14 protein-coding genes are annotated in these 14,887 nt (G+C 44.5%); 9 read left to right on the top strand and 5 right to left on the bottom strand.

Going from position 1 to position 14,887, the window contains the following annotated elements:
* The first annotated feature begins 116 nt into the window (after positions 1 to 116).
* From eno to ACTQ53_RS14870, 4 genes are all read left to right on the top strand, one after another.
* Positions 117 to 1,424, top strand: a complete 1,308-nt coding sequence (gene eno, locus ACTQ53_RS14885; RefSeq protein ID WP_441933869.1) for a phosphopyruvate hydratase — start codon at positions 117 to 119, stop codon at positions 1,422 to 1,424.
* Between the two features lie 90 nt (positions 1,425 to 1,514).
* Complete coding sequence (locus ACTQ53_RS14880) at positions 1,515 to 2,261, top strand: ZIP family metal transporter (protein WP_294968919.1); 747 nt, start codon at positions 1,515 to 1,517, stop codon at positions 2,259 to 2,261.
* Between the two features lie 139 nt (positions 2,262 to 2,400).
* Positions 2,401 to 2,652, top strand: coding sequence for a DUF4160 domain-containing protein (locus ACTQ53_RS14875; protein ID WP_441933867.1), 252 nt, complete (start codon positions 2,401 to 2,403; stop codon positions 2,650 to 2,652).
* The gene (locus ACTQ53_RS14870; protein ID WP_228113194.1) at positions 2,594 to 2,878 is read left to right on the top strand and encodes a DUF2442 domain-containing protein; all 285 of its coding nucleotides are present in this window, start codon (positions 2,594 to 2,596) and stop codon (positions 2,876 to 2,878) included. The genes ACTQ53_RS14875 and ACTQ53_RS14870 overlap by 59 nt, the downstream gene beginning before the upstream one ends.
* Positions 2,879 to 3,068: 190 nt before the next feature.
* On the opposite strand, the gene ACTQ53_RS14865 is transcribed toward ACTQ53_RS14870, so the two are convergent.
* The 5 genes from ACTQ53_RS14865 to dapF all read right to left on the bottom strand — a co-directional run bounded on the left by ACTQ53_RS14865 (position 3,069) and on the right by dapF (position 9,019).
* On the bottom strand, positions 3,069 to 3,344 hold the full coding sequence (locus ACTQ53_RS14865) for an AzlD domain-containing protein (protein ID WP_441933865.1): 276 nt from the start codon (positions 3,342 to 3,344) through the stop codon (positions 3,069 to 3,071).
* Between the two features lie 4 nt (positions 3,345 to 3,348).
* Complete coding sequence (locus ACTQ53_RS14860) at positions 3,349 to 3,627, bottom strand: AzlC family ABC transporter permease (protein ID WP_441933863.1); 279 nt, start codon at positions 3,625 to 3,627, stop codon at positions 3,349 to 3,351.
* A gap of 1,011 nt (positions 3,628 to 4,638) precedes the next feature.
* Positions 4,639 to 6,828 (bottom strand): glutamine synthetase III family protein, encoded by a 2,190-nt coding sequence (locus tag ACTQ53_RS14855; protein WP_006849499.1) that lies wholly within the window; start codon positions 6,826 to 6,828, stop codon positions 4,639 to 4,641.
* Positions 6,829 to 6,884: 56 nt separating this feature from the next.
* Positions 6,885 to 8,117 carry an LL-diaminopimelate aminotransferase gene (locus ACTQ53_RS14850; protein ID WP_153121884.1) on the bottom strand — a complete coding sequence of 411 codons (1,233 nt, stop codon included), beginning with the start codon at positions 8,115 to 8,117 and terminating at the stop codon, positions 6,885 to 6,887.
* Between the two features lie 62 nt (positions 8,118 to 8,179).
* On the bottom strand, positions 8,180 to 9,019 hold the full coding sequence (gene dapF / locus ACTQ53_RS14845; RefSeq protein WP_441933860.1) for a diaminopimelate epimerase: 840 nt from the start codon (positions 9,017 to 9,019) through the stop codon (positions 8,180 to 8,182).
* 456 nt (positions 9,020 to 9,475) lie between these two features.
* Here dapF and ACTQ53_RS14840 point away from each other — a divergent pair, with 456 nt between their 5' ends.
* The 5 genes from ACTQ53_RS14840 to ACTQ53_RS14820 all read left to right on the top strand — a co-directional run bounded on the left by ACTQ53_RS14840 (position 9,476) and on the right by ACTQ53_RS14820 (position 14,770).
* Positions 9,476 to 9,832 (top strand): P-II family nitrogen regulator, encoded by a 357-nt coding sequence (locus ACTQ53_RS14840; protein ID WP_006849503.1) that lies wholly within the window; start codon positions 9,476 to 9,478, stop codon positions 9,830 to 9,832.
* Positions 9,833 to 9,942: 110 nt separating this feature from the next.
* Positions 9,943 to 11,211, top strand: coding sequence for an ammonium transporter (locus tag ACTQ53_RS14835; RefSeq protein ID WP_441933858.1), 1,269 nt, complete (start codon positions 9,943 to 9,945; stop codon positions 11,209 to 11,211).
* A gap of 124 nt (positions 11,212 to 11,335) precedes the next feature.
* Positions 11,336 to 12,619: a glycoside hydrolase 5 family protein gene (locus tag ACTQ53_RS14830; RefSeq protein WP_441933856.1), complete on the top strand. Its 1,284-nt coding sequence runs from the start codon at positions 11,336 to 11,338 to the stop codon at positions 12,617 to 12,619.
* A gap of 180 nt (positions 12,620 to 12,799) precedes the next feature.
* The gene (locus ACTQ53_RS14825; protein ID WP_441933854.1) at positions 12,800 to 14,077 is read left to right on the top strand and encodes an ATP-binding protein; all 1,278 of its coding nucleotides are present in this window, start codon (positions 12,800 to 12,802) and stop codon (positions 14,075 to 14,077) included.
* A gap of 510 nt (positions 14,078 to 14,587) precedes the next feature.
* Positions 14,588 to 14,770, top strand: a complete 183-nt coding sequence (locus tag ACTQ53_RS14820) for a hypothetical protein (RefSeq protein WP_441933852.1) — start codon at positions 14,588 to 14,590, stop codon at positions 14,768 to 14,770.
* The last annotated feature ends 117 nt before the right edge of the window (positions 14,771 to 14,887 follow it).

Raw genomic sequence — 14,887 nt, 5'->3', positions numbered from 1 at the left:
GTTTTTCTTGGCAAATACCTAGTTTTGATGATGTCCGAAATTTGGTGGTTTATCAGATAATACCTAAATTTGCACTCGGAAAAAATGTTTAATGTAATTAAAAGTATTATAGTATTATGATTATCGAAAATGTTCATGCAAGAGAAATCTTGGATTCTCGTGGCAACCCTACTGTAGAGGTTGAAGTTTCTTTGAAGTCAGGTGTCGTAGGTCGTGCATCGGTTCCTTCTGGTGCATCAACTGGCGAGAACGAAGCTTTGGAACTTCGTGATGGCGACAAGAGCCGCTATGGCGGCAAGGGTGTCTTGAAGGCTGTGGAGAACGTGAATCAGGTGATTGCGCCTGCTTTGGCTGGCTTTTCTGCCTTAGAGCAGCGTGCCATAGATTATAAAATGTTGGAACTGGACGGCACCAAGACCAAGTCAAACCTGGGTGCCAATGCCATCCTCGGTGTTTCTCTGGCTGTGGCTCATGCTGCTGCTGAGTATCTCCACATCCCATTGTATCGCTACATTGGCGGTTGCAATACTTACACCCTTCCTGTTCCTATGATGAACATCATCAATGGTGGTGCTCATTCTGATGCGCCTATCGCTTTCCAGGAATTTATGATCCGTCCTGTGGGTGCTCCTTCAGAGAAGGAGGCTATCCGTATGGGTGCTGAGGTGTTCCATGCTTTGGCTAAGCTCCTGAAGAGCCGCGGCCTTTCTACTGCCGTAGGTGATGAGGGCGGTTTTGCTCCTGCACTCGATGGTATTGAGGATGCGCTCGACAGCATCTGCCAGGCTATCAAGGATGCCGGTTATGAGCCAGGAAAGGATGTGAAGATTGCCATGGACTGTGCTGCCAGCGAGTTTGCCGTTCAGGAGAATGGTGAGTGGTTCTACGATTACCGCCAGTTGAAGGATGGCAAGAAGAAGGATCCTAATGGTAAGAAACTGACTGCTGCCGAGCAGATCAAGTTCCTGGAGGAGCTGATTACCAAATATCCTATCGATTCTATTGAGGATGGTCTTGATGAGAACGATTGGGACAACTGGGTGAAGTTGACCGCTGCCATCGGCGACCGTTGCCAGTTGGTAGGTGACGACCTCTTTGTTACTAACGTGAAGTTCCTGGAGAAGGGTATCAAGATGGGTGCTGCCAACTCTATCCTCATCAAGGTGAACCAGATTGGTTCTCTCACCGAGACACTGGATGCTATCGAGATGGCTCATCGCCATGGTTACACCACCGTTACTTCCCATCGTTCTGGTGAAACCGAGGATACTACAATTGCTGATATTGCCGTAGCAACCAACTCTGGTCAGATTAAGACAGGTTCTATGAGTCGTACTGACCGTATGGCTAAGTACAACCAGCTTATCCGCATCGAAGAGCAGTTGGGTAATAACGCATCTTACGGTTATAAGAAGTTGAAATAGGAATGATGATATGAAATTGGAAAGCACCAATTTCACCATAACAAAACATAATTAGTAATAACTGAATAACTTCGATATATTTTATTGATTATGACAAACGTATTGATTAGTGCTGCCGGGCTTTGCGGTGCCACGATTATAGGTGCCATTTTGGGATTCTTCGTCAAGGAGTTGCCCCATAAATGGAATGATGCTGTGTTGGGATATTGTGCCGGAATCATGCTGGCAGCTTCCACGTTGGGACTGATAGTGCCAGCCTTCGAACAGACCAGTCTTTGGTGGCTGGTAGTAATCGGCGTGATGGCAGGAGCCCTGTTTCTGAATGTGCTAGATTGGGTAACTCCCCATCTTCATCACATCACGGGCCTAGACCCCGAGGAGCATCGCAACAATGTCAGGCTCAGTCATGTGATGCTCTTCGTGATGGCGATAGCCCTGCACAAACTGCCCGAAGGCATGGCGGCTGGAGTGAGTGTCTGTTCGGCAGAGGGAGCAACGGAGTGGGGGGTATCCTTCGGTATCGCCCTGCAGAACATCCCAGAGGGTATGGTGATTATTGCTCCCTTGATGTTGGCTGGTGTTACAGCAGTCCGCACCTTCTTCATTTCCATTTTCATCGCCCTGCTCGAAGTGGTAGGCATTCTGTTGGGTTTCGGTTTGGGCTCAGCCTCTACCACCTTCCTCCCCGTGATGCTGGGTTTTGCCGGTGGTGCCATGCTTTATGTAACGAGCGACGAGATGATTCCTGAAACCCATGCCCATGGTTTTCAGAAGCAAGCCACTTACGCTCTTCTCCTGGGATTCATCACCTTTGTGTTGATGGAGAAATATGTATAATCAGATTCTGATGAGGAGCATATAGCAAAGGGTGCCTGCCATATAAAAAGGTGTAAATATCTTAATGAATGATAGTACTATCAGATTATTTGTTTATCTTTGCTGACGGAAGTGAGAATATCTTAAAAGAAAGATAATTATGAGTCCAAAGTTTAAAGAAATAAATGGTTTTGTGTTTAAGATTTACTCCAATGAGGAATTACGAATGCATATTCATGTCGTAAAAGCGGAAAATGAGGCTAAGTACTGGTTGGAACCAGATATTGAGTTAGCAGAAAATTTAGGCTTTAGTAGTAAAGAATTAAGTTTCATCGAAAAAATACTTAAAGAAAATGGAGACGATTTTAAAATCAAATTCGCAAGACACACAGGTAAGCGTCTTGATGATTAATGATAAGGGCATTATGCTTTCTGTAAAAGGTAATGATTATTTTATATCTTATAATAGGATACCTTGGATGAAACATGCATGCATCTCTGATGCCCTTGAGGTAAGAATGAGTGGTAAAAATGCTATAGAATGGCCCAAACTTGATGTGGATTTGGAAATTGATAGTTTGAAACATCCAGAACGTTATCCCCTCATTATGAAGAGAAATGAATTAGAAGTATTGTAATGTTCCTATAAAATGTTGAGCCTTTCTGCATACTCTTGCAGAGAGGCTGTTCTGATTAATTATATCATCAAAAAGTTGGAAAAGTGTAAGTAATGGCCTGAAAATGGGTTGGAAAAATGTATAAAATTGGCTGTTTTTACCTTGGAAAAATGTATTTAAGTGATATAAGTGTGTGATGGCTTTATCGGGATTAAAAGTGTAGAATTCTGATGAGCAGCATATAGCAGAGGGTGCCTGCTGCTATCGACCACATCATATTCCTTTTCCATACGTGGATGAGGATGGTGAAGGCTACGGCTGCCACCTGCGCCAAGGAATCCTTTGAGGTCGAAGGATAGAAACGGACCGATGAGGCCGCCCAGCGTTGCCCCAATAACCCAATAGGTTTCATCGGGCCAGGTAATCCAGAGCAGGTACCATCCTCTGTCGGTTCCTTCCGGAATCTTGGAAGTACTAGCCAGGGCAAAGGTCTAGCCCGACATGCCGAAGATAAGGAAGAATTTCTTCCATCCCAATCCTTTATATTTTTCGAGCATCGAGAGCCCATAAAACAGATGTCGTGCATTCACCATCAATACCATCAGGAGGGTTTGTAGGGGATGGAAGCTGCCCAGCAGCATGTTGCCCAGCAAGAACTCTGCACTGCCGGCATAAACGGTAATGGCGAGCAGCATAGGGTACAGAAAGTTGAAGCCCAACTCATGCATATAAATGCCATAAGTCAGTCCCAGAAATCCATATCCTGCCATGATAGGCAGTGAAGTATGGAAAGCGTGATATAAAGCAACCTTTCTTTTTCCCCTCTCTCTTATTTATGTTTGTAGATTCGTCTTGCCTGTAATTGAAAATTCCTCCAGTAAATCTTCTGCAAAAGTACTCACAAATTATGAGAAAAAGAAAGAATCTGCCAGGAATATGAATATGGCAGATGAAAAATAGCATAGTTGTGGTATGGTTAGTGCAAACGTTTCAGTCTGTAGTACTAACGAATAAAAGTTATTGATTATCATATAAGAAGTTCTCAGAAAATATAGTATATGTTTCTGGAACAGTTAGTATCGTAGCCCGCACAACAGCTGTTGTGCGCTCGCATAACAGCTGATATGCGCATGTACAACAATTGATGTGCATGCGTAGTACAGCTGCTGTGCATCCACTTGATATATCAAAACGGGAGTATCGAATTCTTTCGTTAAAGGCGGTTATGCTTGTCGTTTAAGGTGTATAATTTTTGCTTGAAGAACCATAAAATAATCCCAAATCCTGGCTATTTCTTGAATTGAACCCTAAAGAGTGTTAATTTATTAAACCTATATTGATATTTTTTGGCTTTTCTTGTGCTTGTTCGATAAAAAGCAAGGATATTTTGTACAGTGCTTTCTATGTTTTTAACATTAAATTTCTTTGCTTTCCAGATAAATTTGCTACCTTTGCACCAGCAACCCCACTGATAGTGCATTTGCACTGCAATGTTATTTAACCCATCTTGCTATAAGGTGGGGTTTTTTATGCAGTTTAGGTACTACTTTAGGTACTCAATGCTTTGTTGAGGCTGTTTTGAATGTGGTTTTACTTTATGTAACTATCTGAAAATAAAAAGGCTACACCATTTCACAATGATGCAGCCTGCAAACTTAAACAACCAATAAAAGAAATAGATTGATCGTTCAATTGTTATATCTGATGAAGAGTAGCTCTTGTTAGAGCTTTGTTTTTTATCTGTCAGAAATATGTCTTATCTATTTTGAAGACATTGCTGATTAGCGGATGAAGAGAAGCTCACGATACTTAGGCAAGGTCCAGAGCTCATCGGCTACTGTCAACTCCAACTTGTCAATCTGATAACGGATCTCCTCCATCTTTGGAGCTACCGTGTCATGATAAGCAATTGCCTTATCGTGCTCATTCTCAATCTTGTTGGCTACCTTGCGGGCATTTACCAATTCCTCAACACCGGTCTCGATGATCTGAGTGCGCTCGGCAATCTTCTTGATGATATTGATGTTGCGGGCTGTCAACTTCTTGCCTTCCTCGTCACCGAAGATGTCAATCATGTTCTCCACATTCTTAGCCAACTGACTCTGATAGTGAGTAGCCACAGGGATGATGTGGTTCATGCTCAAGTCGCCCATTACACGAGCCTCAATCTGAATCTTCTTGGTATAGGTCTCCCATTTCACCTCGTTACGAGCTTCCAACTCGTTCTTCTTCATGACACCCATATCCTCGAACATCTTGATAGATGCAGGGTCGAGATAACGCTCGAAAATCTTTGGACAGCTCTTCTCGCAGTCCAGACCACGCTTAGCTGCTTCCTCTACCCACTCATCTGAGTAACCATTACCGTCGAAACGGATAGGCTTGCAGGTCTTCAAATCCTGACGAACGATATCGATGATGGCAGATGTCTTATCCTCACCCTTGGCAATCAACTCATCCACACGCTTCTTGAAGTCGGTCAAAGCCTCAGCCACAGCTGTGTTCAATACGATCATCGCTGAAGCACAGTTAGCCTCAGAACCTACGGCACGGAACTCGAAACGGTTACCGGTGAAGGCGAATGGTGATGTACGGTTACGGTCGGTGTTATCAATCATCAACTCAGGAATCTCAGGGATATCCAACTTCATGCCCTGCTTGCCAGCTACGGTGAAGAGATCCTTCTTGTCGGCTTTCTCAATGTGCTCGAGAAGGTCGGTCAACTGCTTGCCGAGGAATGAAGAGATGATTGCTGGAGGTGCCTCGTTGGCGCCCAGACGATGCGCATTGGTTGCACTCATGATAGAAGCCTTGAGCAAACCGTTGTGCTTGTATACACCCATCAAAGTCTCTGTGATGAAGACTACGAAACGGAGGTTGTCCTCAGGTGTCTTGCCAGGGCCATGAAGCAGGATGCCTGTATCTGTAGCGAGACTCCAGTTGTTGTGCTTACCGGAACCGTTGATGCCTGCGAATGGCTTCTCATGGAGAAGTACGCGGAAACCATGATGGCGAGCTACCTTCTTCATCAAGCTCATCAGGAGCATGTTGTGGTCAACGGCAAGGTTGGTCTCCTCGAAGATAGGTGCCAACTCAAACTGGTTTGGTGCTACCTCGTTGTGACGGGTCTTGCAAGGAATACCGAGTTCAAGAGCCTGGATTTCCAAATCCTTCATGAATGCCTGAACACGCTCAGGAATGGCGCCGAAGTAGTGGTCGTCCATCTGCTGGTTCTTTGCAGAATCGTGACCCATCAGGGTGCGGCCTGTCAGCATCAGGTCAGGACGTGCAGCATACAAGCTTTCATCTACCAGGAAGTACTCCTGCTCCCAACCGAGATTGGAAATAACTTTCTTGACATCTGGGTTGAAGTAGTGGCAAACCTCTGTTGCTGCTACGTTTACAGCGTGCAATGAACGGAGCAATGGAGCTTTATAGTCGAGTGCCTCACCTGTGTAAGAAATGAAGACAGTAGGGATACAGAGTGTATCATCGATGATAAATACAGGAGATGTTGGATCCCATGCAGAATAACCGCGAGCCTCGAAGGTAGAGCGGATACCGCCAGATGGGAATGATGATGCATCAGGCTCCTGCTGAACGAGCAACTTGCCTGAAAATTCCTCGATCATACCACCCTTGCCATCATGCTCGATGAAGGCATCGTGCTTCTCTGCAGTACCTTCTGTCAATGGCTGGAACCAGTGGGTGTAGTGTGTTACGCCATTCTCGTCAGCCCACTGCTTGATGCCTTTGGCTACGGCGTTGGCGATGTTACGGTCGAGACGTGCTCCGTTGTCGATGACATCTACCAGTTTTTCATAGACATCTGCAGGGAGATACTTGTACATCTTCTGTCGGTTGAATACCTTCTTTCCGAAGAATTCACTTGGTCGCTCGCTAGGAGCGGTTACCTCAACAGGCTTTCTCTTGGAAGCCTCTGAAACAGCTTCAAATCTTAAGTTGCTCATACCTTATATAATTTAAAATTTCTGATTTTCAATGTTTTTATAATCTGTTGGAATGTTTATTTTCCCAGCCATTTGGCTATTCTCTCCATGGCTTCCTTGCAGTCCTCATGCTCGCCGAAGGCGGTGAGTCGGATGTAGCCTTCGCCCGATGGACCGAAGCCGACACCTGGAGTGCAGACTACGCTGGCACCATAAAGCATCTCTTCGAAGAATTTCCAGCTAGGTGTATTGTTTGGTGTCTTCACCCAGAGATAAGGTGCATTCTCACCACCATATACTCTCAAGCCGAGTTTCTGGAGTTCTGCTCTCATGAAGTGGGCATTCTCCATATAGTAGTTGATGGTTGCCTTCACCTGTTCCTTGCCCTCAGGGGTATAGATGGCTTCGGCAGCACGCTGGCTGATATAGCTGGTACCATTGAACTTGGTGCACTGGCGGCGGTCCCAGATAGGATTCAATGCCACTTCCTCGCCGGCCAGTGTCTTTGCCTTCAGTTCCTTTGGAACGATGGTGTAACCGCAGCGCACGCCAGTGAAACCGGCAGTCTTCGAATAGCTGTGGAATTCTATTGCCACCTTTCTGGCTCCGCGGATTTCGTAGATAGAATGAGGAATTTCCGGGTCGGTGATATATGCCTCGTAGGCTGCATCATAGAGGATGATGCTCTCGTTCTTGATAGCGTAGTTTACCCATTTTCTGAGTTCTTCCTTCGAGATGACCGTACCCGTAGGGTTGTTTGGATAGCAGAGGTAAATCATATCCACACGGTGGTCAGGAATCTGAGGGATGAAGTCATCGCTTTCATCGCAAGGCATGTAGGTTACGTTACTCCACTTGCCATTCTCAAAGATTCCCGCTCTACCTATCATCACGTTAGAATCTATATAAACCGGATAAATCGGGTCAGTAACGCCGATGTTGTTATCCCATCTCAAAATCTCCTGGATATTTCCCGTATCGCTCTTGGCTCCATCGTTCACGAAGACCTCGTTGGCATCGAGATGAATGCCACGGGGCAGGAAGTCGTTCTTGATGATAGCCTCGCGGAGGAAGTCGTAGCCTCGCTCCGGACCGTAGCCTCGGAAGGAAGCCTGCACAGCCATCTCGTCTACAGCCTTGTGCATTGCCTTGATGACGGCAGGGCAGAGAGGCTGGGTTACATCACCGATGCCCAGGCTGATTACACGCTGCTTTGGATGTGCAATCTTGTAGGCTGTTACCTTCTTTGCGATGTCGGCGAACAGGTAATTGCTTGCCAACTTCAGGAAATGTTCATTAACTAATGCCATATTTTGTTTCTCCTTTTATTTGTGGTCATTATCGACCATTTGTTATTTAAGTTTGCTCTTATTTATAATTCAATTTCTCCTTCGAATGAGAAAGCTGCAGGTCCCGTCATGTAAACATGATCATCAGCCTCACTGTATTCTATCTGGAGCGTTCCGCCATCCATCACGATACTGCTTTTTCTGCCGGTACGCTTGGTAAGGGCTGCGGCAACGGCTGTGGCACAGGCTCCTGTTCCGCAAGCCATTGTAATTCCGCTTCCCCTTTCCCAAACTCTAGTTCTTATGACGTCTGTATCTGTCACTTGTGCGAATTCGATGTTGCAGCGCTGAGGAAAAGCCTTGTCTCTTTCCAGAATCTTACCGTAATGGGCGATGTCGATGGTGTCGATGTCCTCCACAAAGGTTACAAAATGTGGATTTCCCATACATACGTAAGTTCCTTCAAATGTCCTTCCGTCAGCTTCCAGCGTTGAAGGACCGATGAATTGCTCAGGATTTTCCAATATCGGTTTCAGCATGTCCACAGTCACCGATTCCACGGTTTTCGTGTTTTCCTGAATGTGCAATCTCAATATCTTGACACCCGAAAGGGTTTCCAGTCGGATGGTGTCTTTTCTCGTCAATCCCTTTTCGTAGAGATATTTTCCGATGCATCGGCTTGCATTGCCGCACATCATCGCTTCTGAACCATCGGCATTGAAGATACGCATGGAGTAGTCGGCTCGTCTGCCGTCATGCGGTTTACCGATGAGAACCAGTCCATCGCTTCCTATGCCCGTGTGATAAGCACTCCAGGCAATGGCTGCCTTCTCTGGGTCAGGGATGTTATACTGCTCGGTGTCTACATAAATGTAGTCATTACCCGCTCCCTGCATCTTGGTGAAATGAACAGTTTCTTTCATATTGCGTTGTCCTTTAAGTTTGAATTTCTTCTTTTATCTCTCACGTCTTGTCTCTTGTTGAGATTTGACTTTTTGCTAATCAATCGATACTTTCGATGACTATTTGTTTGATTTCGGTTGCAAAGGTACGACTATTTGTTGAAATATGCAAGAAAAAGCATACATTAAATAGTGGGTATTTTTTGCTCTCTTACAATTTGTAATGCAATAACCGTTTGCAGATTATAATATGTAAGAAGAAAACAGTTAGGTTGGATAAATTTAAAATTTCGGGAGAGAAGTAGAAACTAAATGTGTTGAATTTCTTTAAAATGCTGACAAAATGTATTAATTTTGCAGCCGAAAACGAACATAATGTAAAAGAAAAGCTTGATTTAAATAGCAACCAATGAAGGTTCGTTTTCGAAAAGAGACAATCAATAAAGGTATTAACACATTATTAATTATTAAAGGATTATGAAGAAGATTGAGGCAATTATCCGTAAGTCTAGATTCGAAGATGTCAAGAAGGCGCTTTTAGCAGCCGACATCGAGTGGTTCTCTTATTATAATGTAAGAGGAGAGGGAAAAATGCGCCAGGCTCGCATTTACCGTGGTGTGATGTACGATACCAGCAGCATCGAGCGTGTGCTCCTGAACATCGTGGTTCGTGACAAGAATGTGGAACCAACCATCGCAGCCATCCAGGGTGCAGCACAGACCGGTGAAGTTGGAGATGGTCGAATCTTCGTGATTCCTGTATTGGATACCGTTCGAATCAGAACCGGCGAGCGAGGCGACATTGCTCTCTATAATGCAGAGAAAGAGGAATAAAGATACTTTGAACTTTGAGGTTTGAACATTGAACTTTATGATTGGTATTGAAGTTTATATTTGAGAGACTATATTATAATATTGTATTCTAATTTAACTATAAGATATTTATGAGCAGTTTATTATTGACAACACTCGATACGGGTAACACAGCGTGGATGATCATGGCAACCATCTTGGTGCTCTTGATGTCAATCCCAGGTATTGCACTTTTTTACGGCGGTTTGGTGCGCCAGAAGAATATCCTCAGCATCCTGATGCAGACGGTATTCATCGTGGCAGTAGTCAGTTTGATATGGGTAGCCTTCGGATATTCCTGGGCTTTCTCTACAGAATATGCGGATAGCGGCAACCCTTTGGCTTGCATCATCGGAGGTTTCGATAAGTGCTTCCTCCACGGCATCGGTTTGGATGCCATCATGCCAACGGGCATTCCTGAACTCACTTTCGTGATGTTCCAGTGCATGTTTGCCCTCATTACTCCAGCCTTGATTCTCGGTGCATTCGCCGAGCGTGTCAAGTTCAGCGGTTATGTACTTTTCACCATTCTCTGGGTTATCATCGCCTATCTTCCAATGGCCCACTGGGTATGGGGCGGCGGTTTCCTGCAGGAGATGGGAGCCATCGACTTTGCGGGTGGTACCGTGGTTCATATCAATGCCGGTGTAGCCGCTTTGGTCATGGCACTCTGTGTGGGCAAGCGTGATGATTATCGTGCTGGTCATCCTATCACTCCTCACAACATCACCTTCGTGTTCATGGGAATGTCGTTCCTCTGGTTGGGATGGTTCGGATTCAATGCCGGTAGCGGTTTGGCTGCTGATGGTCTGGCTGCCAATGCCTTCCTCGTAACCCATATCGCAACAGCTGCAGCAGCCACCACCTGGATGCTCATCGACTGGATTGTCAACAAGAAGCCAACTACGGTAGGTGCTTGTACCGGTGCTGTAGCCGGACTGGTAGCCATCACTCCTGCAGCAGGCAGTACGGATATTTTAGGTGCCTTCTGCATTGGAATCATTTCCACCATCGTCTGCTTCTTCATGGTAGCGGTAGTAAAGGAGAAGTTCAAGTATGATGATGCTCTCGATGCCTTTGGCGTGCATGGTATGGGCGGTATTTTGGGTTCTATCCTCACCGGTGTCTTTGCCACACGATATGTAACTGGTGCCGAAGGCGTTGAAGGTGCCCTTTATGGAGATTGGCATCAGCTTTGGGTTCAGGTGGTAGCCATCGTTGTGAGCATCATCTACAGCATCGTAGTTACCTTCATCATCTTCAAAGTAGTTGATAAGACGGTTGGTGTACGTGTTGACAAGCGAGTAGAGGAGGAAGGTCTCGATATCTACGAGCATGGTGAGAGTGCTTATAGCAACTAAAAGACATTTATAAGGATTTGTATGTAGAATGGGCAAGAAAGTATCATATTTTCTTGCCCATATTTATTATCTTTGCACCCGATATTTACATAAACTTCAAACTTAATCATAAACAGAATCATAGATGAAGAAATTATTTGTTTTATTGGCGATGGCATTGGCTACATGTAATCTCTTAGCAAAGTCAGACTTCGTACAGGTAAAGGACGGACATTTCGTTCGTGATGGTAAACCTTATTATTATGTAGGCACCAACTTCTGGTATGGCGCTATCCTGGGCTCAGAGGGACAGGGCGGCAACCGGGAACGACTCTGCCGTGAACTTGACAAGATGAAGGAGATGGGCATCGACAACCTGCGCATCCTGGTGGGTTCCGATGGCAAGCGTGGGGTGAAGACCAAGGTGGAACCTACCTTGCAGGAAGCACCGGGCGTTTATAATGATACCATACTTGCCGGTCTCGATTATCTCCTGATGGAGATGGGCAAACGCAAGATGGTGGCTGTGCTCTATCTCAACAATTCCTGGGAATGGAGCGGCGGTTACGGCTATTATCTGGAGCAGGCAGGTTTAGGCAAGGCGCCACGTCCTGATGAGGATGGCTATTCGGCATTCATGAATTTCGTGGCTCAGTATGCTTCCTGTGATAAGGCTCACCAGCTCTTCTATGATTACGTGCGTTTCATTCTTACTAGAACCAATAGATATACAAAGAAAAAATATAAGGACGATCCAGCCATCATGTCATGGCAGATAGGTAATGAGCCTCGTGCCTTCAGCAAGGAGCAGTTGCCTGCTTTCGAGAAATGGCTGGGAGAGACAAGCAAGCTGATCCGTTCACTCGATAAGAACCATCTTATCTCCATCGGAAGTGAAGGCAAGTGGGGCTGTGAAAACGAGTTGGATTGCTGGGAACGCATTTGTGCCGACCGCAATGTGGATTATTGCAATATCCATTTGTGGCCTTACAACTGGAGTTGGGCAAGAAAGGATCATTTGCTGGAAGATTTAGGCGTATCTTGCAAAAACACAAAGGAGTATATTGATGAACATCTTGCTGTTTGCGGTCGCATCCGTAAGCCGTTGGTGATGGAAGAGTTCGGTTATCCTCGTGACGGTTTCTCCTTCTCTCCTTCTTCTACTACAGAAGGTCGTGATGGTTATTATAAGTATGTCTTCAGTCTTGTTGGCGACAATGCCGCCTCTGGTGGTTATTTTGCCGGTTGCAACTTCTGGGGCTGGGGTGGTTTTGCCCAGCCGAAGCACGAGCAGTGGCAGGTGGGTGATGATTACACCGGCGATCCAGCTCAAGAAACTCAAGGTCTGAATTCCGTCTTCTCTACAGATAAATCAACGCTTGATGTAATTAAGACACAGGTTGATAGAATGAAGAAGATAGGAAAGTAAGATTCTCAACTTACACAATGAAATTGCCACAACTTGCATAATAGAATTGCCTCAACTTGCACAATGAAATTGCCTCGACTTGCACAATGAAATTGCCTCGACTTGCATAATTTAACGTTTAAAATGCTAATATTCAGTAACTTTTGATTATCTTTGCAGCGGTGTTAAAAAAATATGATTATGAAGAAATATAAGGCAAGAATAGCAGATAAAATGTTAAGTCGGAGACTTTTGGGTAGTGGTGCCGTTTTGATACAAGGCCCCAAGTGGTGTGGAAAGACGACAACTGCAGAACAGCAAGCAAAGAGCGTTGTGTATATGGATGATCCTGAATACATGGAACAGAATGTGGAACTTGCAAATCTTTCTCCCAAAAAGTTGCTTTCAGGAGAAGTGCCTCGTCTTATTGATGAATGGCAATTAGCCCCGCAACTTTGGGATGCTGCTCGTTTTGAGGTTGATCATAGAGATGAACTAGGGCAATTCATCTTTACTGGTTCTGCAGTCCCTGTTGATACAAGCAAAATTCACCATTCAGGGACTGGTCGATTTGCATGGTTGACAATGAGGACAATGAGTCTTTCAGAATCTGGCGATTCTACAAATGAAGTCAGTCTTGAGGAATTGTTTGCTAATCCCGTAGCAGAAGTTTTTGCAACTAATCCTCTCAATATTGATTCTTTGGCATGGTTGATATGTCGGGGTGGTTGGCCAAAGGCAACGATGGTTAGTAAGAAGGTAGCACTTGATATGGCATATAGATATTATGAAGCCGTGGTTCACTCTGACATTTCTCGTGTAGATAATGTAAACCGTGATCCGGAAAGAGCAAAAAGAATATTGCGTTCTCTTGCAAGAAACCAATGTGCTCAGGTAACGGTAAATACCATCTGTGCTGATTTGGAGAATAATGATATTGTAGCCGCCAATCGCAATACGGTGGCTTCCTATATAGAGGCATTGAAGAAAATTTTCGTATTGGAAGATTCCTTGGCGTGGAATCCAAATTTGCGAAGTAAAACGGCTATTCGCACTTCGGATACCCGATATTTTTCTGATCCTTCTATTGGTGTTGCAGCTTTAGGTATAGGTCCAAATGATTTGGTGAATGACCTCAGTACGATGGGCTTGTTCTTTGAATCAATGTGTATCAGAGACTTGCGTGTTTATGCCGATGCTATTGATGGAACAGTGTATCATTATCGTGATGGTAATGGTTTGGAGTGTGATGCCGTAGTTCATTTGCGTAATGGAAATTATGGACTGATAGAAATTAAATTGGGTGGTGAGAAGAACATCGAAGAAGGAGCAAAGAATCTAAAGCTCTTGGCTTCTAAAATCGATGATACGAAAATGAAATCCCCATCTTTCCTTATGGTTCTAACAGGTACATCTCGTTATGCAGTTCGCAGGGACGATGGTGTCTATGTTGTGCCAATTGGTTGTTTGAAAGATTAATCAAAATCTTTATACTCTAGCACCTTGACTGTATGTTTTGTACGGTCAAGGTGTTATCTTTATATAATAAGGTGTAAACCGTTTTTTACGATTTTCTCCTTCTTCTTCTTTCTTTGGGGATAATTTGGGGAAAGTAATCAATTTGCAGTTGGTCTGTGAACGCTGAAGGTTGATGCAGTTTTGTCGGTGTAAATATTGTTTTGGCGGTAATGTGGCGGTAATAGTGGCGGTAATGCCGATGTAAATGTCGGAGAAAAATGTCGGAGACATGTCGGTAATATGTCGGAAAGGAAAATAATTGAAAACCAATACGTTATCGTTTTGTGGAAAGTTGATTGCCGACAATAAATGTCGGAGACTTTGTCGGTAATCTTGTCGGAGACTTCAATAACGGAGAAAAGAATTGGCGGTAATGAAAATAACTGGTATTATAAGGCAAGAAGGAAGTGATAAAACCGGTGTGTGGGTGATACTTGAACAAGGAAATACTAATTCTTAATAGTGTTAGATATGAAGCAAAATAATAATGAGCAAATTGTCTTCGATATGTTCGAAGAGGTTGCAACCGAAAGCATCGCTGAGGCTAGGAAGGCATACACCTATGAAGAAATTGATGGGTGCTATCAGGAGGCGAAAGAGATTGCAAGAGTTGTAAAAGATAAACTTGAATATTTTAAGAATAATGTAGATTGAATTACTTGGCAAGTTCTCAATAGAAGTGCAAAAATCTGAGGGGGTTTCAGGCTTAATAATCTATACCTGAAAACACCGAGGGGTTTGGGGGCGAGTAGCCCCCATGTATTGAGCTAT

Origin of the sequence: Prevotella sp. Sow4_E9_plate (genome assembly GCF_052116205.1) — a bacterium.
Lineage (GTDB): Bacteria > Bacteroidota > Bacteroidia > Bacteroidales > Bacteroidaceae > Prevotella.
The sequence above is the reverse complement of the archived record's forward strand: the minus strand, read 5'-3'. Positions and strand labels throughout refer to the sequence as shown.

What these genes read in the sequence shown, in the direction of transcription:
- eno (WP_441933869.1), top strand. Translation starts at nt 117, where the DNA reads ATGATTATCGAAAATGTTCATGCAAGAGAAATCTTGGATTCTCGTGGC.
- ACTQ53_RS14880 (WP_294968919.1), top strand. Translation starts at nt 1,515, where the DNA reads ATGACAAACGTATTGATTAGTGCTGCCGGGCTTTGCGGTGCCACGATT.
- ACTQ53_RS14875 (WP_441933867.1), top strand. Translation starts at nt 2,401, where the DNA reads ATGAGTCCAAAGTTTAAAGAAATAAATGGTTTTGTGTTTAAGATTTAC.
- ACTQ53_RS14870 (WP_228113194.1), top strand. Translation starts at nt 2,594, where the DNA reads ATGGAGACGATTTTAAAATCAAATTCGCAAGACACACAGGTAAGCGTC.
- ACTQ53_RS14860 (WP_441933863.1), bottom strand. Translation starts at nt 3,627, where the DNA reads ATGGCAGGATATGGATTTCTGGGACTGACTTATGGCATTTATATGCAT.
- ACTQ53_RS14855 (WP_006849499.1), bottom strand. Translation starts at nt 6,828, where the DNA reads ATGAGCAACTTAAGATTTGAAGCTGTTTCAGAGGCTTCCAAGAGAAAG.
- ACTQ53_RS14850 (WP_153121884.1), bottom strand. Translation starts at nt 8,117, where the DNA reads ATGGCATTAGTTAATGAACATTTCCTGAAGTTGGCAAGCAATTACCTG.
- dapF (WP_441933860.1), bottom strand. Translation starts at nt 9,019, where the DNA reads ATGAAAGAAACTGTTCATTTCACCAAGATGCAGGGAGCGGGTAATGAC.
- ACTQ53_RS14840 (WP_006849503.1), top strand. Translation starts at nt 9,476, where the DNA reads ATGAAGAAGATTGAGGCAATTATCCGTAAGTCTAGATTCGAAGATGTC.
- ACTQ53_RS14835 (WP_441933858.1), top strand. Translation starts at nt 9,943, where the DNA reads ATGAGCAGTTTATTATTGACAACACTCGATACGGGTAACACAGCGTGG.
- ACTQ53_RS14830 (WP_441933856.1), top strand. Translation starts at nt 11,336, where the DNA reads ATGAAGAAATTATTTGTTTTATTGGCGATGGCATTGGCTACATGTAAT.
- ACTQ53_RS14825 (WP_441933854.1), top strand. Translation starts at nt 12,800, where the DNA reads ATGAAGAAATATAAGGCAAGAATAGCAGATAAAATGTTAAGTCGGAGA.
- ACTQ53_RS14820 (WP_441933852.1), top strand. Translation starts at nt 14,588, where the DNA reads ATGAAGCAAAATAATAATGAGCAAATTGTCTTCGATATGTTCGAAGAG.